The organism is Klebsiella sp. GG_Kp173 (assembly GCF_040062415.1).
In the GTDB taxonomy this organism is placed as follows: domain Bacteria; phylum Pseudomonadota; class Gammaproteobacteria; order Enterobacterales; family Enterobacteriaceae; genus Klebsiella; species Klebsiella quasipneumoniae.
Genome location: NZ_JBEAFZ010000082.1, coordinates 43689 through 65951, shown reverse-complemented (window position 1 = coordinate 65951; position 22263 = coordinate 43689). Strand labels below are relative to the sequence as shown.

21 protein-coding genes are annotated in these 22263 nt (G+C 56.0%); 5 read left to right on the top strand and 16 right to left on the bottom strand.

Annotated features, from left to right (window positions below):
• Positions 1–161: 161 nt before the first annotated feature.
• Both ABLU50_RS19020 and actP read left to right on the top strand, forming a co-directional pair.
• On the top strand, positions 162–473 hold the full coding sequence (locus tag ABLU50_RS19020; protein ID WP_004206350.1) for a DUF485 domain-containing protein: 312 nt from the start codon (positions 162–164) through the stop codon (positions 471–473).
• On the top strand, positions 473–2125 hold the full coding sequence (actP, locus tag ABLU50_RS19015) for a cation/acetate symporter ActP (RefSeq protein WP_032431286.1): 1653 nt from the start codon (positions 473–475) through the stop codon (positions 2123–2125). Before ABLU50_RS19020 ends, actP begins: the two co-directional genes overlap by 1 nt.
• A 44-nt stretch (positions 2126–2169) precedes the next feature.
• Here the strand turns inward: actP and ABLU50_RS19010 are convergent, their stop codons facing one another.
• The 7 genes from ABLU50_RS19010 to ABLU50_RS18980 form a co-directional block, all read right to left on the bottom strand.
• Complete coding sequence (locus ABLU50_RS19010; RefSeq protein WP_087832233.1) at positions 2170–3267, bottom strand: type 1 fimbrial protein; 1098 nt, start codon at positions 3265–3267, stop codon at positions 2170–2172.
• Positions 3268–3287: 20 nt separating this feature from the next.
• On the bottom strand, positions 3288–3839 hold the full coding sequence (locus ABLU50_RS19005) for a fimbrial protein (protein ID WP_069602681.1): 552 nt from the start codon (positions 3837–3839) through the stop codon (positions 3288–3290).
• Positions 3840–3875: 36 nt separating this feature from the next.
• Positions 3876–6461 (bottom strand): fimbria/pilus outer membrane usher protein, encoded by a 2586-nt coding sequence (locus ABLU50_RS19000; RefSeq protein ID WP_087832232.1) that lies wholly within the window; start codon positions 6459–6461, stop codon positions 3876–3878.
• Positions 6415–7104, bottom strand: a complete 690-nt coding sequence (locus tag ABLU50_RS18995; protein ID WP_023319504.1) for a fimbrial assembly chaperone — start codon at positions 7102–7104, stop codon at positions 6415–6417. The genes ABLU50_RS19000 and ABLU50_RS18995 overlap by 47 nt, the downstream gene beginning before the upstream one ends.
• 60 nt (positions 7105–7164) lie before the next feature.
• Positions 7165–7722: a fimbrial protein gene (locus ABLU50_RS18990; RefSeq protein WP_072140353.1), complete on the bottom strand. Its 558-nt coding sequence runs from the start codon at positions 7720–7722 to the stop codon at positions 7165–7167.
• A 510-nt stretch (positions 7723–8232) separates the two neighbouring features.
• Positions 8233–8922, bottom strand: coding sequence for an LrgB family protein (locus ABLU50_RS18985; RefSeq protein WP_023319501.1), 690 nt, complete (start codon positions 8920–8922; stop codon positions 8233–8235).
• The gene (locus ABLU50_RS18980; protein WP_032456851.1) at positions 8919–9326 is read right to left on the bottom strand and encodes a CidA/LrgA family protein; all 408 of its coding nucleotides are present in this window, start codon (positions 9324–9326) and stop codon (positions 8919–8921) included. Before ABLU50_RS18980 ends, ABLU50_RS18985 begins: the two co-directional genes overlap by 4 nt.
• A gap of 105 nt (positions 9327–9431) precedes the next feature.
• Between ABLU50_RS18980 and ABLU50_RS18975 the strand changes: the two genes are divergently transcribed.
• Positions 9432–10313, top strand: a complete 882-nt coding sequence (locus ABLU50_RS18975) for a LysR family transcriptional regulator (protein WP_004206335.1) — start codon at positions 9432–9434, stop codon at positions 10311–10313.
• A gap of 161 nt (positions 10314–10474) precedes the next feature.
• On the opposite strand, the gene ABLU50_RS18970 is transcribed toward ABLU50_RS18975, so the two are convergent.
• The 4 genes from ABLU50_RS18970 to soxR all read right to left on the bottom strand — a co-directional run bounded on the left by ABLU50_RS18970 (position 10475) and on the right by soxR (position 15395).
• The gene (locus ABLU50_RS18970; protein ID WP_023319499.1) at positions 10475–12121 is read right to left on the bottom strand and encodes a Na+/H+ antiporter; all 1647 of its coding nucleotides are present in this window, start codon (positions 12119–12121) and stop codon (positions 10475–10477) included.
• 147 nt (positions 12122–12268) lie between these two features.
• Complete coding sequence (locus tag ABLU50_RS18965; RefSeq protein WP_017900106.1) at positions 12269–13618, bottom strand: NCS2 family permease; 1350 nt, start codon at positions 13616–13618, stop codon at positions 12269–12271.
• A gap of 390 nt (positions 13619–14008) precedes the next feature.
• A complete protein-coding gene (locus ABLU50_RS18960; RefSeq protein WP_049117101.1) occupies positions 14009–14677 on the bottom strand; it encodes a glutathione S-transferase in 669 nt (222 codons plus the stop codon).
• Between the two features lie 259 nt (positions 14678–14936).
• Positions 14937–15395, bottom strand: a complete 459-nt coding sequence (gene soxR, locus ABLU50_RS18955) for a redox-sensitive transcriptional activator SoxR (RefSeq protein ID WP_004206331.1) — start codon at positions 15393–15395, stop codon at positions 14937–14939.
• 84 nt (positions 15396–15479) lie between these two features.
• On the opposite strand from soxR, the gene soxS reads away from it, so the two are divergent.
• Positions 15480–15809 (top strand): superoxide response transcriptional regulator SoxS, encoded by a 330-nt coding sequence (gene soxS, locus ABLU50_RS18950; protein ID WP_023291646.1) that lies wholly within the window; start codon positions 15480–15482, stop codon positions 15807–15809.
• Here the strand turns inward: soxS and ABLU50_RS18945 are convergent.
• Positions 15794–17398, bottom strand: a complete 1605-nt coding sequence (locus ABLU50_RS18945; protein ID WP_087832231.1) for an EAL domain-containing protein — start codon at positions 17396–17398, stop codon at positions 15794–15796. The two genes, soxS and ABLU50_RS18945, sit on opposite strands and share 16 nt — an antisense overlap.
• 509 nt (positions 17399–17907) lie before the next feature.
• On the opposite strand from ABLU50_RS18945, the gene ABLU50_RS18940 reads away from it, so the two are divergent.
• Positions 17908–18189: a YjcB family protein gene (locus tag ABLU50_RS18940; protein ID WP_002885064.1), complete on the top strand. Its 282-nt coding sequence runs from the start codon at positions 17908–17910 to the stop codon at positions 18187–18189.
• Between the two features lie 46 nt (positions 18190–18235).
• Here the strand turns inward: ABLU50_RS18940 and ABLU50_RS18935 are convergent, their stop codons facing one another.
• From ABLU50_RS18935 to ABLU50_RS18920, 4 genes are read right to left on the bottom strand one after another with little or no spacing between them, the layout of a single operon-like run.
• Positions 18236–19093 carry an ABC transporter permease subunit gene (locus tag ABLU50_RS18935; RefSeq protein WP_087832230.1) on the bottom strand — a complete coding sequence of 286 codons (858 nt, stop codon included), beginning with the start codon at positions 19091–19093 and terminating at the stop codon, positions 18236–18238.
• On the bottom strand, positions 19093–19923 hold the full coding sequence (locus tag ABLU50_RS18930) for an ABC transporter permease subunit (RefSeq protein ID WP_004206325.1): 831 nt from the start codon (positions 19921–19923) through the stop codon (positions 19093–19095). The genes ABLU50_RS18935 and ABLU50_RS18930 overlap by 1 nt, the downstream gene beginning before the upstream one ends.
• Before the next feature lie 60 nt (positions 19924–19983).
• On the bottom strand, positions 19984–21123 hold the full coding sequence (locus ABLU50_RS18925) for an extracellular solute-binding protein (protein WP_004206323.1): 1140 nt from the start codon (positions 21121–21123) through the stop codon (positions 19984–19986).
• Positions 21124–21152: 29 nt separating this feature from the next.
• A complete protein-coding gene (locus tag ABLU50_RS18920) occupies positions 21153–22184 on the bottom strand; it encodes an ABC transporter ATP-binding protein (RefSeq protein ID WP_004206321.1) in 1032 nt (343 codons plus the stop codon).
• Positions 22185–22263 lie beyond the last annotated feature (79 nt).

The following is a 22263-nucleotide window of genomic DNA, read 5'->3' as shown; positions in this document are numbered from 1 at the left end:
TCTCCCCCACCGGGGAGAGGATAAAAATAAGTCCCTCCCCCAGGATTTCACTCGCAGGAACGCCGTCAGCGAACCGTATCCCGGCCTTTAACGCCGGAGGAGTTGCTGTCGCCAGCGTCCGCTGTGTGGATGACGAAAGGGAGACCTCTGGAGACGCTAAGATGAATGAACAACTTTGTCAGCGGATAGAAAATAGTGCGCATTTCAGGGAGCTGGTTGCATCACGGCAACGGTTTGCCGCCATTCTGTCAGTGATTATGTTAGTGATCTATGTGGGCTTTATTCTGCTTATCGCCTTCGCGCCAGGCTGGCTCGGCACGCCGCTGCACGCCGGGACCAGCGTCACCCGCGGGATCCCGCTGGGCATCGGCGTGATCGTCATTTCGTTTGTTCTCACCGGTATTTATGTCTGGCGGGCCAACGGTGAATTCGACCGTTTGACCAAGAGCGTTCTCAACGAGGTAAAAGCATGATCACGAGAGTCCTGACGGCGCTCGCCGCCACCCTGCTACCCCTCGGCGTTCAGGCCGCTGACGCCATTACCGGCGCGGTACAGCGCCAGCCGACCAACTGGCAGGCGATTATCATGTTCCTGATTTTCGTCGCTCTGACCCTCTACATCACTTACTGGGCGTCAAAACGGGTGCGTTCGCGCAGCGATTACTACACCGCCGGCGGCAATATCACCGGTTTCCAGAACGGGCTGGCGATTGCCGGCGACTTTATGTCGGCGGCGTCGTTCCTCGGTATCTCCGCGCTGGTGTATACCTCCGGTTACGACGGTCTGATCTACTCGCTGGGCTTTCTTGTCGGCTGGCCGATTATCCTGTTTCTGATTGCCGAACGTCTGCGCAACCTCGGCCGCTATACCTTTGCCGACGTGGCGTCCTATCGTCTCAAACAGGGACCGATCCGCACCCTCTCCGCCTGCGGCTCGCTGGTGGTGGTGGCCCTCTATCTGATCGCCCAGATGGTCGGCGCCGGCAAGCTGATCCAACTGCTGTTCGGTCTTAACTATCACGTTGCGGTGGTGCTGGTGGGCGTTCTGATGGTGCTCTATGTTCTGTTCGGCGGCATGCTGGCGACCACCTGGGTGCAGATTATCAAAGCGGTTCTGCTGCTGTTCGGCGCCAGCTTTATGGCCTTTATGGTAATGAAGCACGTTGGCTTCAGCTTCAATAATCTGTTTACCGAAGCGATGGCCGTCCACCCGAAAGGCGCGGCGATTATGAGCCCGGGTGGGCTGGTGAAAGATCCGATATCCGCGCTCTCCCTTGGCCTAGGACTGATGTTTGGTACCGCCGGCCTGCCGCATATCCTGATGCGTTTCTTCACCGTAAGCGACGCTAAAGAAGCGCGTAAAAGCGTGTTCTACGCCACCGGTTTTATGGGCTACTTCTACATTCTGACCTTTATCATCGGCTTCGGCGCCATCATGTTGGTCGGCGCGAACCCAGTGTTCAAAGACGCGGCCGGGCAGCTTATCGGCGGCAATAATATGGCGGCGGTGCATCTGGCGGATGCGGTGGGCGGCAACCTGTTCCTCGGCTTTATCTCCGCGGTCGCCTTCGCCACCATTCTGGCGGTGGTCGCTGGCTTGACGCTGGCGGGCGCCTCGGCGGTGTCGCACGACCTGTACGCCAACGTCTTCCGTAAAGGGGCGACCGAGCGTCAGGAGCTGAAGGTCTCCAAAATTACGGTGCTGATCCTCGGCGTCGTCGCCATTCTGCTGGGCATCCTGTTCGAAAATCAGAATATCGCTTTTATGGTCGGCCTGGCGTTCTCTATTGCCGCCAGCTGTAACTTCCCGATCATTCTGCTGTCGATGTACTGGTCGAAGCTGACCACCCGCGGGGCGATGATCGGCGGCTGGCTGGGTCTGCTGACAGCGGTGATTCTGATGATCCTCGGCCCGACCATTTGGGTGCAGATCCTCGGTCATGAGAAAGCGCTGTTCCCGTATGAATATCCGGCGCTGTTCTCCATCGCTATCGCGTTCATCGGTATCTGGGTCTTCTCCGCAACCGATAACTCACCGGAAGGGATGCGCGAGCGCGAGCAGTTCCGCGCCCAGTTTATCCGTTCACAAACCGGCATCGGTATCGAACGCGGCCAGGCGCATTAAGCTTCTTCTCCTTCCCCGGCATCGTCCGGGGAAGGAATCTCCCCTCAGTTATAGGTAAAGGTGATCACCCCGGTGGCGTTTGCCGTGCCCGCGGTCACCGTGCTTCCCGTCTTGTAATAATTGGTGGACAAGCCGAGCAGCTGCATGGCCGCTGCCCCGCCGGGACTCTCGGGATTGGTGAAATAGCTATAGCTGGCATCCGCGCCGCTGTTGGTCACCGTCGTGCGGCTCGAGGTGTAGAGGCTGATGTCGGTATTCAACGGCAGCGCTTCGCCATCCATATTCAGTTGAACCCCCACCCCGGTGGCAACATTCTCCTCTGCCGTTAAGGCCATTACCGTGTTGCCAGGGTTATCCCCACTCGCTTGTGCCGCCGTCACCCGCATCGAAACATTGGTCCCCGGCTCGCAGCCAAGGGATAAATACTGGCGCGCGATCCCTACCTTCGTCGCGTTGTTGAACTCGCTGGCGTTGATGCTGCCCATAGCAAAACTGAGACTGTTGCTACTGACGATGCACCCCATCGGGATCATGAGGATGCTGGTGGTGCCGCTGATGTGCAGCTGCGAAATAGCGATTGTCCCGCCATTATCTTTTGCCGAGACCGTCGCCACCGGATCGCTAAACGATAAGTAACTGTTGCTGGCGATAGTGCCGCCGGTGGCCACCAGCTGCAGCTGATACGCGGGGGTGTAATGGGTCGACGCGTAATAGTCCAAAAAACCTGAAGGCTTACCGAGGTAATAATTCGCATCACCAATAAAATGCACCTGCGAGTCGGGGTTAAAATCGTCGGTATCTCCTTGATATTCACCGCTGATATTGAGCCAGACTTTGACGCGCAAACCAATTCCCTGCACCGAGGTGGCATAGATATTATCCCCTATCAACGCCCCGGCATTGTTCGAAGACCAGGCAAAAACCGCGTAGATGCTCCCCTCGCAGTTAAGCAGCTCCGTTTGCGAGCGGGAAATTTTCCCCGAGTCATACAGCACGGTGCCAGCGGTATAGCTCCCGGCATTGACCAGAATTTTGTCCGGCAGGTTGGTCATAAAGACATCGCCATTGTTGGCTCCGCTGCACACCGCCCAGCTATAGAGGGGAGACATAGCCAGCATGAACAGTAAGATCAGTTTTTTCATATCCATCCCTGTCGAAAACATTATTTGTAGGCCACATCAAACGTGGCGGTAAAGCTGACGATCCCGGGGGTCACCTGGCCATAGGGCGAAAACATGCGCGCCACCATATTGAAGGTATGAACGTCGGCGCTATCACCAAAGGTATAGAGATACTGGTCTCCGGGCCCGAGAGGCTGCTGATCGGTAAGAGTGAGCAGTTGCATACCGACGCCGCTGGCCCCATCGCTGTCTGTGCGGAAGTTTTTGTAAACCGAGGCGTAGGTGCTATCGAATTTTGCTCCGCTAAACGAGATCGTCACCGCCGACGCATCGGCAGAACAGCGGGAAAAGACCAGCTTAACCGGAACGCTGGCGCCGCTCGAACCGGCGTTTCCGCTGAACGTCTGCGAGGAGACGGTGCCTAAATCGATACTGTTCGACGGTTCCACCGCCACCTCACAAGAGGGCGCTTCAATCGTGCCGGTGACAGCAAAATTAACTGTGCTGCTGCCCTCATAAGCCAGCGCAGGTAGGGAGAGCTGCACAAGGCTGGCCAGTAAAATGCCCCTTGTGCCGCTGTCTCTCATCTTCATATCAGCCTCTTCTTCCATATTGAAAACCTGCATCCATTACCGACATTCGGCCTGATAAAACAGAATATCGTCGCTTAGCTCTGCCGTGGAGAAGTCATAGTGAACGGTGCACTGTTCACTGCTTTTCTCTCCCCAGCGTGCTAATAGCTGGCCTTTTTCCTGCAGCCCCGTCAGATATACCTGTCCTTCATCGCCAACGATGTTGCTGCGCATCGTGCTGGCGTTATGCCGATCGTTATCGAGAGTCACCAGCGCGCCAAAGGGCACCGCGCCGCTGCGGGTCCGCAGGGTGAGCATCGCCTTATAGCCGATTCGGGTGTCATACTGCACTTTGACGATCGCGTTGCACGTCGGGACCACCGTTCTGGCGACGTTATCCACCTCAGCGCCGGCCACCTGCTGTTCATCGAGGGCCAGGCTGTTGCGATGGTAAGGGCGGACATACGGCACCACGGCATACCCGGCACCATCCGTCGTTACGTTTGTCTGGCCCCGTACCCGTACATCGCTAACGCCAGGGGTCTCGACCAGCGCCGAACTCTCACCGAGAAAGCGCGACAGCGTCAGCCCGCCCGCATGGGCGACCATGCCACCGCGCAACGAGTAGTTGTAGTGATTGCTGTAGTGGTCATAACCATAGCCGGCGGCCACATCGCCTTTTGCCCCCTGATAGTTGACGCTGAGGTTGCCAGAGGTGCTTTTATCCTGAGAGTTGTACCCTTCCATCACGCTCCAGTTCAGAGAGCGATCCTCTAACGCCGAGCCGTTGAGCCCCACGCTATGCGTGGTGTCGTTATGGCGGCCATGGTTCATGGTGTAATTTGCGGAGAGCGTCTCGCCAAGCGGGATGCTTACCGTCAGGGAGACGACGGTATCGCTGGCCGGCCGGTTATTGCCGCTGTCATCGGTGTTTTGCACATTGCGGTTAAAGGCATAGTTAATAAAATAAGAGGCTCTGCCGATCGCCCCGCTGTAGCCCACGCTCACCGACTCCATGCGTGAGCTGTCCCAGTAGGTTTCATTGACCAGCGAGAGAGAGAGCGAACCATAGCCAAACAGCGTCTGCGACACCGAGGCGTCAAAGCGGCCTTTCGTTCTGCCGCTCTGCGTACAGCAGTCTCGCTGCGTGGAAGCGTTGTCGACAAAATCCTGAAAGGAATAGTATCCCGAGGTGGAGTAGCGATAGCCGGCCACGGAGAAGCTGGTGCCCGTCTGTAAAAAGCTTTTGCTGAAGCGGACGCGATACGACTGCCCCTGCTCTTTGTCGGACGACGACGCCGTGTCGCCGGCTTTCACATCGGCCCACGACTGAGAGCCATCAAACGACAGCGCGCCGATGGTGCCAAGGTTAAAACCGGCGCCTAACAGCAGGTTGGTGTATTTATCAGCCGCCTGCTGGAAACCGGTATAGAGGGTGATGTTGCTGGTGGCGCCATAGGCCAGGGAGGATTGAATAAAGTTGTATTCTTTATCATTGGAGCTGCCTGACCGTGTTCTGCCGCTGCTTAATGCATAGTCGAACTGGCCTTCACGCTGGAGGATCGCCAGCGAAGCAAAAGGCACCACAAAGTTCTGCTCGCTGCCGTCAGACTCTTTAACCTTGACGTACAGATCGCCGGCGCTGCCGGTGGCGTAAAGATCGTTAATTTCAAAGGCGCCGGGGGCAACGGTGGTTTTATAAATGCTGTAGCCATTCTGATAGACCGACACCTCGGCGGTGGTGCGCGCGATGCCTCTGATCGTCGGCGCAAAGCCATGCAGGCTATCCGGCAGCATCTCTTTGTCCGAACTCAGCTGCAGACCGGTAAAGCTCAGGCTGTCGAAGATGCCGGACGAGGTATAGGTGTTACCGACCACCATCTGGCTGCGCAGCGTATGAATATCACGGGCAAGATAAGAGTAGACCGACTCCCAGCGGCTATCGTTGTCGCTGTGGCTATAGGTGCTGTAGTTACGCAGGCGCCACGGCCCCAGATTCACGCCTGGCTGCAGACTGACAAACTGGCTGTCAACGGTGGCACCGTTATGCCGCGGAGCATTGCGCTGCCCGGAGAGGCTATAGTTAAGAATACCGGCATTGATACCCTGCTGCCACTGGCTCTCCGGAACATAGTCTCTGGGGCGATTCAGCATCGCGGCCTGCGGGACGGTAAAATCTATCCGCTGCTGGGCAAGCGACACCGAGAACGTCATCCCGGGGATCGCCGACAGATGGGCGCAGGTTTCCCCGGCGTTGAACAGCTGCGGATAGGCAGTAGTATTAATTAACCACGAATTAAGATATTCCGCGGAAAGACAGGGTGAAGCGGTCGCGCCGGCGTCATGTTCCTTCGCCTGAAACGTCAGCGATTCTGAACCGACGTATCTGTCATTGATGTAAACATCCAGATGGTAGGTTCCCGGCGGAACGCCGTCTTGCGAAAAATAGGACAAATCAACCGAAGTCGCCTGGTTGTCAGCGACTTCGAGTAAATTCGGGTTGAAATATTCGCCGGCCTCAGCGCGAAAAGGTAGGGTACTCAGGCACAGAACAATAACGACGCAGATACTTTTGGCTGTAAATAGCAGCTCAACGCTACTGAATGATAGCGGTATATTTCTTCCCTGACATACCATAATCATTAATCACGCTCCATGTGATCTCTTTCTTTCCTGCCGCAGACAGGTGACTCTGCACGGGTATTTTTAAAGTGGAAAACGGGGCCGCAAACCATGCGCCAGAAATATTCTTACCGTTAAGACTGACCTGTGAGAAATTTATATATAGCGGCGAATTATTTTTTACCGTTACAGAGGCACCGTCTTTCCCCCACTCTAGTTTATCGGCATAAGTTTCCGGGGTGTGACCTTTTAACGCGGCAGGCCGATAAATCATTTTTATTTTCGAGTTGATGGCAAACTGCACCACATTTTTATCCGGCACATATTCCGTTGCCGGGATCCCTTTGATATTAAGCCAGAACATTGACTCGCGATCGTCGGGAAGTTTTTTTCCTGAGCGAACAACGCGAACGAATCCTTTCTCCCCAGCTTTGAGCCGAAAAAGCGGCGGCGTGATAATGAAAGCGTCTTTCGCTGGCGAAGCGGTATCAACCACCGAGAGCCAGGACTGCACGATATTGCTGCTCTTATCTTTATTTTCAACCGTGATGCCGGCGTTGCTTTTCGCGCCATCGAATACCAGGCGAGTGCCGCCAACAACCACGCTGGCTTGCGCAATGGAAGAAGACAGCAATAAACCGATCACAAAAAAAGGATATTTCATACGCTTAATTAAAGGGGAATAACAGACGATTCCCCTTTCTCCATTCAACAAAACGCCGAATTAATAATAGGTCACGTTATAAGTCACAGTTGTCTGAACGATACCTTTCGTTGGATCGGCGGCCCCCGATTTCACCATTTTAACGGTAAACGGAATGGTTGCGGCCCCGGAAGAGATATCGACATCCGAACCTTCTTCATTATTTTTCATCAGGCTGCCAGCTTGGTCGTAAAGCGCCACAGCAACGCCCGTTGCCGCTTCTTCAGTCGCCTGGTTTTTAAAGTAATCGCTATTAGCCGTATCCGATTCCCCGCCAAAAGTAACGCGTGCAATGCTATTGCCGCCTTCTTCGGTTGTCGGGCAGTCAGCTAAGCTAAAGGAGAAGTTCTTGGCGGCGCCGTAGGTGTACGCTTTCAGATCGGCTACTGACGTGGTCCCCATGTCAATGGCAGTTAAGCCCCCGTCGATGGTTGCCGTACAGGTGGTATCTGAAACGATCCCATTAAAGGTAATGGTGTTAGCAGCCTGGGCAACGGTAGACAGCGCGCTGCAGGCAGAGATAATCAGGGCACCCGCCAGAAATTTTTTACTCATCTTCATATTTATTCCCATATCCATTATAAACGACAATCAGTCCGTCAATTGCTTTATGCAGATATATTAGAGAATGAAATTCTATTGACGCGGCGTCACCTAAATATTCACGTGACATATAATTCATGACAATTAATATTATACATAAATATACGACCAGCATTTGAATCCATTCAATAATACAAGCCCGCGTAAAAAATAATAGCGAAGAGACGGCTAAAGCTCAATTATTAATGTAAAAATTGATTTTGTTGTGAAGGGTCTTAATAAATTGACGAGATAAAACACAGATCCTTTAAAATCATAATGTTGGAAATTTATAAAATTCGCAGTAAAAATAAAACATTTATATGTCATTCGCGATACAATTAAATCAATAACCACCTAGAAATATTTTGTTACACAAATGAGATGGTAATGAGAATTGCCTTAATATTTTAAGATTAGCAATGCGGTGCATAAACAATAAAGGGCGGAAATAGTTCAAAACTATTCCCGCCCTCAATATTTCATCACTACCGGTCATCAACAACGTTAAAACAGCAGCCAGCGCACTAACGGCGCAGCCAGCACCACCACCACGCCAGACAACATCATCACCAGGCTGGCCACCACGCCCTCCTGCTGACCCAGCTCATAAGAGCGCGCGGTCCCGGCGCCGTGGGAAGCCGCGCCAAACCCGGCCCCTTTCGCCATCCCTTCCCGGATAGCAAGACGTAAAAACAGCATATCCCCCACCGCCATGCCAAACACGCCGGTGATCACCACAAACAGCGCCACCAGATCGGGCTGACCGCCAAGCGGTTTCGCCGCCGCCAGCGCAAAGGGCGTGGTCACCGAGCGCACCGCCAGGCTACGCTGGATTTCATCGGACAGCATAAAACCACGCGCCAGCCATACGGAACTGGTCACCGCCACCACGACCGCCGTCACCACCCCGGCGCTGAGCGACATCCAGTGGCGTTTAATCACCGCGACATTTTCATAGACCGGGACGGCAAAAGCGATGGTCGCCGGGCCCAGCAGCCAGAGCAGCCAGTGGGTCTCCCCCATGTAGCTCTGATAGGAGATATGGCCTACCACCAGAATCAGCACCAGCAGGATCGGCGTGAACACCAGCGGCATCAGCGGCAGTTTATGAAAACGGCGATACAGTTTTTTGTTGGCATAATAAAGGCCCAGGGTCGCCAGCAGACACAGGATACTCAGCACGACATCGCTCATTTATTTATCCTGCTCACTTCGTAACGATAGACCTTGTCAACGACCCAGGCGGTGGCGCCCAGCACCATCAGCGTGCTTAACGCAATCACCAGAAAAATCCGCCAGCCGTCGACCATCAGCAGTTGAGCATAATTGACCACCGCCACCACCGCCGGGACAAAAAACAGCAGCATTTCCGCCAGCAACCAGCGGGCGCCGGCGCGAACCCAGTTCAGGGGGATCACCCGGCAGACGATCAGCAGCAGGAGCATCACCATGCCGACCAGGTTGGCCGGCAGCGGCACCTGCCAGGTGTTCACCAGATATTGCGCGAAGATAAATAACCCGACGTAGAGAAGTACCTGCACCGGGATCTGAAGACGTTGCGCCACGACGGGGACAACGCGAGCTGGCGCGAAGGCCATGAGCGATATTCCTGGAAAAAAGAAGTCAGGGGTGCAGTATAGAGAGCCGCCGACGCGGACAGAAATGAATTAAAATCATCGCAGGTATAGTCTCAGGGAATAATTATGGATATCCGAACGCTGCGCTATTTTGTTGAAGTGGTTCGTCAGCAGAGTTTTACTCGCGCGGCGGAAAAGCTGTTCGTCACGCAGCCCACCATCAGCAAGATGCTCAAAAATCTCGAAGATGAACTGAACTGCACGCTGTTGATCCGCGATGGCCGCAAACTGCTGCTCACCGATACCGGACGCGTGGTTTTTGAACGCGGCCAGGCGATCCTCGGCGAGTTCAGCCAGCTGGAGTCAGAGCTGAGCGATATCAACCACCTGCATAAGGGGGTGCTGCGGCTGGGCATTCCGCCGATGGTCGGGATGCTGATGGCCGAGCCGATCAGCCGTTTTCGCGAACGCTACCCGGGCGTCGAGTTGAAAATCGCCGAGTTTGGCGGCCTGACGGTTCAGCAGGCGGTCAGCAACGGCGAGCTTGATATGGCGATGACCGCCCTGCCGATCGAAGAAGGAAGCAGCCTCACCACCTTACCGTTGTTCAACCACCCGCTGTGCGTCCTGGCGCCCAGGACCGCGACGTGGGAAGGCAAGACCTCGCTCTCGCCGGCGGAGCTGGCGGCGCATCCGCTGGTTATTTACAACGAAGATTTCGCCCTCAGCCAGCAGCTGATGCGCCTCTTTGCCGAGCATGATGTGAAGCCGCGGATCGCCGTGCGCAGCGGTCAGTGGGATTTTCTCGCCGCCATGGTGCAGGCCGGCATTGGCGTGGCGATCCTGCCGGAGCCGATTTGCCAGCGTCTCGACCCGCAGAATTTTTGCTGGATCCCATTGCAAAGCGAGCTGCGCTGGGAGCTGGGGATGATTTGGCGGGAAGGGGTGTATATGTCGCGCAGCGCTGAGGCCTGGCTGGCGTGCAGTAAAGCGTTCTGGCTGGAATAAATCCCTGGTGACAACGCGTTTCGGAGAGGAATGGGTAGCCCGGGTCAGACGCTTGCGCCGCTGCCCGGGTTTCCCCGGTCGCGCTAACGCTTACCGGGGCTACACATTTACTGCGGTCTCGCCGGTAGCCCGAATGAATGTCGCGCTATCCGGATGACAGGTTATTGATCTTCGATTAACAGCGCTTCCAGCAGGTCGAGGTCGTGTAGCAGCTTCTGCAGCGTCTCGTTGCTTATCTGCCGGGTGGCGCGCAGATGGTACAGCTCGCCACGTTCAGAGCGCAGCGCCGCCAGGCGGAAGCGGCGTTCCAGACTCTCTTCGAGCATGGAGGTCTCCACGTCGTTACGCCCATCGGCGCGGCGGCGCAGGTTACCGATCACCCGCGAACTGACTTCGGTCAGCAGCTGGTTATCGATATTCTCTTTGGTGTCCGCCGCCAACCGCTCTTCCATCTTCTGGATAGCCACAATCGCCACGTCCGCCGTCGCCGCCCGCGCCAGACGCTCCTCTTTCCGCTGCTGCACATTATCGCTCGATTCAATGTGGCGCAGCAGGATCGGCAGCGCAATCACCCCGACGAACAGCGAGAACAGGATCACCCCGGCGGCGAGGAAAATCAGCTCATAGCGCGCCGGGAAGACATTCCCGTCCGGCAGCAGCAGCGGAATAGAGAGCACACCGGCGAGGGTAATCGCCCCGCGCACCCCGGCGACGGAGGAGATCAGCAGCTCGCGAGTAGTCCAGGAGCCAAACTCCATCGGTTTCTTCTTCAGGAAGCGCTGGCTCAGCTTACGCATCGACCACAGCCAGCCAAAACGTACCAGCATCAGCGCGGCATAGATCAGGACGATATCGGTAAACAGCATCCAGGTCTCGACGTTGGGGTCGGCTTCCGCCGCCACCAGCGAGCTGGAGAGGATATCCGGCAACTGCAGGCCCAACAGCAGAAACACCATGCCGTTAAAGACAAACTCCAGCATCGCCCAGGTGCTGTTAGCGCGCAGGCGCATAGCCAGCGGCGCGGTACGCATCACGCCGGAACGGGTGATGGTCATCCCGGCCGCCACCGCCGCCAGAATGCCGGAGACGCCGATATGCTCGGCGATCAGGTAGGAGGCAAACGGCAGCAGGAACAGCAGGACGATCTGCGTGGCGGGCTCGTCACCGCCCCAGCGGCTGAGGAAGCGCATCGAGCGGCCATACGACCAGCTCACCACAAACCCGGCCAGCACGCCGCCAATCGCCACCTTCAGAAACTCAACGGTGGCGCCGCCGACGGTAAAGACCATGGTGCCCATCGCCACCGCGACGGCAAACTTGAGCGAGACCAGGCCGGAGGCGTCGTTCATTAGCGCCTCACCCTGCAGAATACCCATGATTTTTTTCGGTATCCGCCCTTCCCCGACGATACCCGAGAGCGCCACGGCATCAGTCGGCGACAGTACGGCCGCCAGCGCGAACGCCGGGATAAGCGGAATGCCCGGCACAATCCAGTAGATCAGAAAGCCGATACCGACCACCGTCACGACCACCAGCGCCAGCGCCAGACCAAGGATCTCGCGCCCGTGCTCAATGAATTCGCGGGTAGGCGTTTTCCAGCCGTCGGCGAACAGCAGCGGCGGGATAAACAGGACCAGAAACAGCTCTGGATCAAATTCAACGTGCAAACCAAAGGTCGGCCACGCCAGAAGCGCGCCAATGGCGATTTGCATCAGTGGGAGTGGAACCTGAAAGGGCAGTACGCGCGTCACTACCCCGGAGAGTGAGACCACAAGGGTCATGATGAGGATGGTAAAGAATATTTCCATGTGTTCCCTGTTTGCTGCGTTTTCTTTTATACCTGTGAGGCGTCTTGCCTGTGAATCATACGCTACCCAGATTAACGCAAATGGAAACAGGATGTGGCTTAAAAATAAAACGGGCGGCCTGAGCCGCCCGAGAGGAGCACAAAGGGTTTAAATCGCCCACCCGCCGGCGTAGAAGACCACCAGCGCCACCGCGATAATCACCGTGCCGAGGTTCAGCTTACGCCACTCGCCGGAGACCAGGCGGCCGATCACCAGGGTCGCGAAACCGATCATAATGCCGGTCACGATGTTACAGGTCAGCACGATAAACACCGCGGTGATCAGGCCAGCCATCGCGTCGACGAAGTCGTTGAAATCGATTTTCGCCACGTTGCTCAGCATCAGCAGGCCGACGTACATCAGCGCCGGTGCCGTCGCGTAAGGTGGTACCAGATACGAGAGCGGAGAGAGGAACAGGATCAGCAGGAACAGGACACCGACCGTCACCGCGGTCAGACCGGTTTTACCGCCGGCCGCGGTACCCGCCGCCGATTCGATATACACCGCCGCTGGCGCCGCCCCGACTAAACCGGAGAAGACGCTGCTCAGGGAGTCGGTGGTCAGCGCTTTACCGCCGTTAATGATCTGCCCATCTTTGTCCAGCAGGTTTGCCTGGCCGGCCACCGCGCGGATAGTACCGGTAGCGTCAAAGACCGCCGTCATCACCAGCGCCAGCACGCTGGGCAGCACGACCGGGTTCAGCGCGCCGATGATGTCGAGGCTGCCGATCAGCGAGTTGCCTTTATCATCGCTCAGGGATGGCATGGCGAAAATACCGGAGAAATGGACGTTCGGATCGAAAATCAGGCCGACAATCGACACGCCGATAATGGTCAGCAGAATACCGCCTGGTACTTTCATTTTTTCCAGACCGATGATCACCGCGAGGCCAATCAGCGACATCACCACCGGGAAGCTGGCAAATTTGCCCAGCGCCACCGGCAGACCATCCAGCGGGTTTTTGATCACCAGACCAACGCCGTTGGCAGCGATCAGCAGCAGAAACAGGCCAATCCCGATCCCGGTACCGTGGGCCACACCCTGCGGCAGGTTGCGCAAGATCCAGCTGCGGATGCCGGTTGCCGAGATCACCGTAAACAGGACACCCATAAGGAATACTGCGCCGAGGGCCACCGGAATACTAATGTGCTGCCCCAGCACCAGGCTGAAGGCGGTGAAGGCGGTCAGCGAGATAGCGCAGCCGATGGCCATTGGCAGATTCGCCCATAGCCCCATCGCCAGCGAGCCAACGCCCGCCACCAGACAGGTGGAAACAAATACCGCGGCCGGCGGGAAGCCCGCTTTACCGAGCATTACCGGCACTACGATGACGGAGTACACCATCGCCAGAAAGGTAGTGAGACCTGCAACAATCTCCTGACGCACGGTGCTGCCGCGCGCCGAAATTTTAAACCAGGCGTCTAATGAACCGCCGGTACGCGCTGAAGGCGTAGACATAGAAAACTTCCCCTGAAAATTTTTATTGTTCGTTGGTATGCGTGGTGGACCCTCCACTGCCAGTTAAACGCGATCTCCTTGTACCGAATCGCAGCGCCAGGGGGGCTGCAAAAAAGCAAACGTTTAACTCCACGCATACACTACGGTGTGTCAACCTTGTCTCCTCCCCCTGGATAGCAGATAAAAGAGGGAGCAAAACAGAAAGGCAAACGATTATCCGGCCTTTAGATAACCCTTTTCAACCGATGTTTATCGTATTTCGCTAAATTTCGCTTATGACGAACAGAAAATAACCAGCTGATGCGCAAACGTTATCGTCCATGCGCAATCCGCTAACAATTTTTTAGTCAGTTGCTTTCATTTAGCCGCGTCATCGGATCCGCTGATACCTCAGGCGCCGGGTAAGGTGAAGGGGCCGCCGCGCTCGATGGCCCGCTGCCAGGCCGGGCGCTGCTCCACCCGCTGTCGCCAGGCCTCGATATGGCGAAGATCATCCATGCCGCCGCGGGACAACAGCGCCATCACCGGGAAGCTCATCTGGATATCGGCCATGCTCAGCTGCTCGCCGGCAAACCATGGTCGCGTGGCCAGATGGTCGTCAATGAACCGCGCATGGGTGGCCAGCTGGGGATCGAGCCACGCTTTCTGGATACCTTTGCCCAGCAGCGAGCCCAGCGAGCGGACGCCAAAGGGCACCGGAGGTCTGCCGAGGCTGGCGAACACCAGCTTCATTAACAGCAGCGGCATCAGCGAACCTTCGGCATAGTGCAGCCAGAAGCGGTACTGCAGTTTGTCATCTGTGCCCTGCGGCTTCAGCAGCCCATCGCTGTCCCAGCTCTCCTGCAAATACTCAAGGATCGCTCCGGACTCCGCCAGCACATAGCCGTTGTCTTCCAGCACGGGCGATTTACCCAGCGGGTGGATTTTCTTCAATGCCGCTGGCGCCAGCATCGACTTTTCCCGCTGATAGCGGACTATCTGATAAGGCAGCTGTAGCTCCTCCAGCGCCCACAGTACGCGTTGCGATCGTGACTGATTAAGATGATGTACCGTCAGCATGGGCCTCTCCCGTCGTTTGTTCAAATTAACTATAGGAACAGGCACTGATTGCCGGGAAAATTTCGGCAAAATAGTGAGGAAAAAACGGCGGCAGATGCCATAGTTAAAGTGTCGACGCAAACCGGAACCTCCATCAACAGATTGCGCAATACTGAGGGACGTCGACGTCGGGGGAAACCCTCTCGTGAACCAACGAGATAATGCGAAAGACCAAGACCGGAAAACAACTAAAGCGCCCAGTTGTGGCGCTTTAGTTTTATCACTCCTCTTCCAGCAGCCGAGCGCCGGTCCCCTCTTCCCCCAGCTTATCGCCCGGGTTGCGTAGCGGGCAATCGCGCCGCGATAAACAGCCGCAGCCGATGCAGCCGTCGAGCTGGTCGCGCAGCGCCGTCAGGGTGTGGATACGCCGGTCAAGCTCCTCGCGCCACTGTGATGACAGCATTTTCCACTCTTTTGCGCTGAGATTGTGCCCTTCTGGCAGCACGCCAAACGCGTCGCCGATGGTGGCCAGCGGGATGCCGATACGTTGCGCAATTTTGATAATCGCCACCGCGCGCAGGACATCGCGCCGGTAGCGCCGCTGATTGCCGGCATTCCGCTGGCTGTGGATCAGCCCTTTACTCTCATAAAAATGGAGGGCCGAGACCGCCACGCCGGTTCGTTTTGCCACTTCCCCGGGCGTCAGCAGCATTTTGATGCGGGGTGATTTCTTTTCCATAAAGCGCTTTACCTCAAGTTAACTTGAGGAATTATACTCGCCCGCAGACAAAACGACGAATCGAGAATTGAGAGAGGCCGCTTTATGTCCCATCAGGATATTATTCAAACACTGATTGAATGGATTGATGAACATATCGATCAACCACTTAACATTGATGTAGTCGCCAGAAAGTCAGGATACTCGAAGTGGTACCTGCAGCGGATGTTCCGCACCGTGATGCATCAGACGCTGGGGGATTATATTCGTCAGCGCCGCCTGCTGCTGGCGGCGGAGGCGTTGCGAACCACCCAGCGGCCGATCTTTGATATCGCTATGGATCTGGGCTATGTCTCGCAGCAAACCTTCTCGCGGGTATTCCGCCGGGAGTTTGACCGCACCCCCAGCGACTACCGCCATCAGATCTCCGCGTGACGCGGCGGCTGAGGCACGTTCACGGGCGCGGGCGCATTGGCTAACCACTGCATAAATTCCCGCGCCGGCATCGCTTTCGCAAACAGCCAGCCCTGGCAATACTGCACGCCGCGCTTGTAGAGCCAGCTTACCTGCTCCGGCGTCTCCACGCCTTCCGCGATAGTCTTTAAACGCAACCCGCGCGCCATCTCGATGATGTGCTCGGCAATGAGGTGGCTGGTGTTGTTGGTGGTCAGCGTATCAACGAAGTTTTTATCGATTTTAAGGATATCGACGTTCAGGGCATGCAGATTATGCAGATTCGAGTAGCCGGTGCCGAAATCATCGATGGCAATTTCATAGCCCGCTTCGCGAAACGCCTGGATCACCGGCGTGGTCTTCGGCACATCGATAAACCCCCGCTCGGTAACTTCGATTTTGATCTGTCCGATACAGACCGCATAGCTGCGCGCTTTCTCACTGATCTGTGAAATCAGCCGCGCCGAGTGGAAATCCGACGCAGAGAGATTGATCGCCACGTACAGCTGCGGATGGCTGGCAAGAAACTCGCCCATTTCGTAAAACAGCTCATCCACCACGTAGTCCGTCACCTGGGCAATCATGCCTTCATTTTCCGCCAGCGGAATAAACTCCGCCGGGTTCATCACCGGACCGTCAAACCCTGGCCAGCGCAGCAGCGCTTCCGCTCCGACGCAGCGGTTATTTTTAATATCGATAATCGGCTGGTAGTGCAGGCGCAGCTGGCGGCAGCTCAGAGCCCGCTGCAGCATATTGCGCGGCGAGTGATACTGCCGACGGGTGCGCGACCACACCAGCACCAGTAAAATACTGCAAATGATCCCCAGCGGCAGCGTCAGGCTGGCCTGGTCACAAAAGTTGTGATAATAGCTGGCCCGCGAGGTGGACATAATGACGGCGATCGGCCGGATAGCGGAGCGGGCTATCGTATACACCCGGCCATTCTGATTAAAAAAGGTATCGCCTTCGCGAATCAACGCATGAAGTTCCGCGGGCTCGACATTGTTACTGACCGAGAAAAAGAGGTTGGTTTTGGTATCGAATACGCCATAGGCTAAATCGCGATCGCTGGCGATTACCGAGCTGTACGAGAAGGGATTGACCACCACCACATAGGGCCCCTTCTGCATATAATTCATGGCAAAGCCCGGATAAAACGGCGTGTCCCGGTAATAGTAAATCGCGACATCCGGCTTTTTGGTGTAATTGGCCGCCGGCATCCGCCAGCCGGTTTGCTGATGAACGGACGTTGAACAGATAAAGCGCTGGCCGTTAGCGTAGATCAGATCTTCCACATACAGCAGGCCGCGAACGATATGCAATAAATAACGCTGATGGTCCGCTGAGCATAGCTCCCCGCGATACTGGCTGGCTTTCGCCCGGGCCTGATCCGCTTCGCGGATGACCATTTCCGTTTTTTGCAGCGCCAGCTGCGAAAATGAGTGTAATTGATCAATGGTTTCGGCTTTCGCCCGCAGCTGGGCAAACCACAATGCCAGTACCACTGGCAATAAAATAACCAACCCCGTTCCGATGAGCCTTAGCGCCTTATGCGGCGCACTGTCACCCATTTACGCTTACATCCATGCGATATGCCTTAATTAAGGTAGACCAAACACGTTAGCAATCGCGACTGCGATAGACATCAGCAGATTTTCTGCCAGCCCTCACGGGCGTCAGCTTTACCCCTGATGGTGAAGAATAATACTTATTTATCAGGTATTCGGAAGATATTCCGCCAAGATTAAGAATAGACGCGCATCTGACTCGGTTTCTCCGTGTAATAAACAAGAACAGGTAATAAAACCCGCAGAATAATAATCATTAGCAAGGCAATGAAAATAAGATCAGCGGGGGTTGCTCACTAATATCCACACAAATAACATTGCTATTAAACGCAGCGAAAGCTCATTTTTTGACTGGTGAAGAAAGCGCCAAGTGTGATATAGTTCACACAAGTTGATGAAACAGAAATGGCGTTTCATCACTCTCTAGTACGCCAGTTGAGACCAGAGCGCTATGCCATCGTCAGTCGCGCCAGGTCGTCCATGGCTCCCCGACTTTCTTTGAGGATAGGTTAATGGCTTCCATTACTACCAGTGTCGTGTTGTTGCGCTGGCCCCTGGTGAGCGCAGTACTCATGTTTCTCGCCAGCTCACTGAATATTCAGCTTCGCAAAAGCGATTACGCCGGTCTGGCGGTGATCTGCAGCTGCCTCGGCCTTGCCGCCGCCTGCTGGTTCGCCACCGGTTTGCTCGGCATCACCCTGCTCGATATTGCCAAAATCTGGGGCAATATCAAAGATGTGATGATTGAAGTCATGAGTCAGACGCCGCCAGAATGGCCAATGATGATGACCTGAGATTAAAAAGCTTCCCGACGGGAAGCTTTTTCGTTTTCTGCAGCTCTTATTTCCCCAATTTCGCCATCATCTCCGGACGCATAAATTTATGGATCACCACCATAAAGAGCAGCGATGGCACCAGCAAAATCAGCGCGGTAATCGACGAGACCTGATAGTTACCCGACATGCTGGCGTTATAGAGCAGCAGCGGCAGCGTAGTGATATCCGGCGCCCCGACGAAGAAGGTGCCGGTAAACTCATCCAACGACTCCAGAAAAACAAAGATGCAGGCGGCAACGATCCCTGGCGCCGCCTGCGGCAGCACGATGTGCCAGAAGGTATACACCGGACCGGCGCCCAGGTTACGCGATGCCCGCGCCAGCAGCGGGTCGATGGCTGAAAACGCGGCCACACAGATCCACACCGAGTACATCAGACCGTGGACGCTATGCACCAGCACCACCCCCGCGATAGTTCCGTTCAAGCCCCACTGGTAAAACAGACGAGCAATATTCATGTATACCGTCAGGTTGGGAAAGGCCTGCGGGAGGAGAAACAGCAGCATAAACAGCACCCGCAGCGGCATTTTCCGCCGGGAAAGCGCATAGCCGGCGGGAACGGAAATCAGCAAACAGACCCCCACCGCCAGCAGGGCGATCAGTACGCTGGTTAACAGCGAGCTGGAGACATCGCTGTACGGATTGAAAACCTGATACCAGTACTTCAGGCCCCACTGGCTGGGCAGCGAATGGGGAAAATACCAGCTTTCCGCTACGGTCCAGATCAACAGGTTCAGAAGCGGGCCAAACATCGCCAGCAGCATAAACAGCAGCAGCAGGCTCTGCAGCACCGGGCTGGCGTTCACTTTACGGCGTCCTCTTACCCACCATGACGGAGAGGAAGCAAGGTTCAGCGCTTTCATCATTCACCGCCTTTTTGCTGCAGGCTATGGCGCAGGTAAAACCACGACAGCGCGCCGCAGATCGCCAGCGACACCACGCCAAGCGCATTCGCCACCGCGTAATCACCATAGGAATTGACGCGAAACGCCATATCCACGGTCAGCATCGTCGGCGTCCCCACGCCGATCATCAGCGGTACCGACAGCACCGACATCATGGTTACCGTCGACAGCACCAGCGCCACGCCGATGGTCGGCAGGACCTGCGGCAGCATAATATCGAACAGCAGCCGCGGCCGGGAGGCGCCAAGGTTACGTGCGGCGAGGATCTGCGACGGCTCCAGCGCCGCCATCGCTCCGCAGATCAACAGCGTAGCAAAGGCCAGCTGCTTCCAGACAAAGGTAATGACAATTCCCTTCCATCCCAACCAGGAGAGGGTCTCCAGCGGCCTGACCAGATCGGCCGCCACCAGCGCATTGTTCATCAGGCCATTTTTGGCGAGAAAAGTGCGCATCATCTGAGCGACGACGATAAAAGGAATAAACAGCGGCAGGCGATACAAAAAACCCAGCAGGCGAACAACGGGCCGGCAAGGCGACAGCGCAATCACAGCCGACAGGGTAATGGCGATCAGCGCTAACAACGCCACCGAGATCAGCACGATAAGCAGCGAAAAGAGCACATCGTTGGCGTAAAGCGCGTAGACCTTGCGAAAATGATCGAGGGTGAACGGCTGTCCCGGCGCGGTAAACGCCGAGACCAGCGAAAACCCCAGCGGATACAAAAACAGGATCGCGACCATCAGCGCGGCCGGGGCAACCAGCAGCAAATATTTTAATGAACTGGACATAAAGAACCTGGCGTTGGCACAAGCAAGCGCCCGGGTCGGCGACCCGGGCTGGAAAAAGGGTTAATTGGCCACCTGGCTTTCGTAACCCTCTTTGATATCGTCAAAGTAGGGGGCGATCGGGAAGCTTTTGCCATACTTCGCCAACGCTTCTGGCGAGATTTCGGCAAACAGCTTTTGCCAGGTCGCTGCATCCAGCTTCGGCTTCACCTGCCCGGCGTCGATGCCCGGATACCAGTTGAACTGCTTAACGATCCCCTGCGCCTGCACTTCCGGGCTGGTGGCCAGCGCGATAAAGTCGCGCGCCAGCTGCGGATTCGCCGCTTTCGCCGGAATGACGTAATACATCGGCTGACCCGGCATGCCCGGGGCCAGTAAAGCGAGCTTAATCGATGGCGGCAGCTTGCCCTGATCTTTCCAGCTATAGAACATGTCGACCCATACCGGGCCCATGGCAATCTCTCCCCGGCTTAGCATGTCGAGCGTTCCAGCGTTGCCCGGAGTGAAAGTGACATTTTTATTGAACGCCTTCAGTTTCTCATAGGCTTGCTGCCAGCCCTTTTCGACGCTTTTATCATAAGGCGCGGAGGAGAGGCGCTCGGCGTCGGTCCCGTAGGCGTAGATCCAGCCCACCACAAAGCTAACGCCGGACATGCCGTTCTTGATGCCGTTATAGCCAAAAGCCTGAGGATGTTTCTGCGTCCAGGCCACCAGCTCGTCATACGACGCCGGTGGCGTATTGACGAGATCGCTGTTCCAGGCGATAGCGGTCTGGCTTAAGAACATCGGCATGACGTATCCGTCGACGTTAACGCCCAGCGCCTGGGTGGCGCTCGGCGAGCTCACCATGCCGCCGGTCTGAATATCCTGGCGATATTTTTGCAGCAATCCCTTTTCCACCTGCTCCCCGCCCGCCTTCTGATGCACCACGGCGACGTCGATATCCCATTGCTGCGCGCCGCTCTCCTGCTGGGCGCTCAGCTTCTCGCTAATTTTATTCGACCCGGCGTCGCCTGGGCCGGTACCGATCACCCGCACCTTGACGCCGGGATGAGCGGCTTCAAATTTTGGCCCCAGCCAGGTTTTCACGTAATCCACCATATTCTGATCGCCCGCGGTGGCGACGTTAAGAAAGGTGTCGGCCTGGGCGCTAACGCTCAGGCAGAGGGTCGTTAAGATCGCTGCTTTCGTCTTAGTAAACATGGATTGTCCCCAGAATGAACACGCTGATATCACTGTGATAGTGGTAAAGGAAAAATATGGAGGGCCGGCATGGGCACATGGAGCCTGACGCGGCTTTTCGTCGGCCAGCACTGAGCGGAGTCGGCCTGCAGCAGGCGGTCATGGCAGCGTACGCTGTGGCGATACAGATTGCCCAGAAACGCGCTCTGCTCCACCATCCCCTCCAGGGCGAGCCCCTCCTGCGGCGCGGGCTGCGTTAATTCAGCGAGCGTGGCATCGGCGCTGCGAAAATAAATGACTTTTTCACCCTGCTGAGCAGCGGATAAACCGGATATTGCGGCAGCGGATATTTCATCAGAGGTTATTTTATTATCGGCGCCCATAAAATCAGCGACGAAGGGTGTCGCGGGTCGCTGATATATTTGTTCCGGCGTGCCGGTTTGCTCAATTCGCCCCTGGTTTAATACCGCAATTCGGTCCGCCATCACTAATGCCTCCTGCTGATCGTGGGTGACAATTAATGACGTAAAGCCGAGTTTCTTTTGCAGAGATTTAATTTCATGGCGCACATTGAGCCGCACTTTGGCATCCAGATTAGATAACGGCTCATCCAGCACCAGCACCTGAGGCTCTATCGCCAGCGCCCTCGCCAGTGCCACCCGCTGCCGCTGGCCGCCCGAGAGTTCGGTCACCTTCACGTCAGCCAGCCCGTCGAGATTGACGATCCGTAGCAGCTCCGCCACTCGCCGTGTGATATCCGCCCCGCGCCATTTGCGCAGCTTCAGGCCATAGCCAATATTGCGCGCCACCGTCAGGTGCGGCCACAGGGCGTAGCTTTGAAACACCATGGTGATATTGCGCTGCTCCGGCGCCTGATGGGTGATCGATCGGCTGGCGATGGCGATCTCCCCGCTTTCCACCGGAATAAAACCGCAGAGGGCATTCAGCAGGGTGGTTTTTCCACATCCGGAAGGGCCGAGCAGGGCGATCATCTCCCCCTGCTCGACCGCCAGATCGATATTATGTAAAACCACTTTATCGCCATAACTAATTTTAAGGCCTGAGATCTTTAAATAACTCATATTCGCTACCTGAAAGCGCTGTTGCGGGCATTTTTTATTGGTATGAACACGTGTTCATTTAGCTGTAAAAAAAATGCAA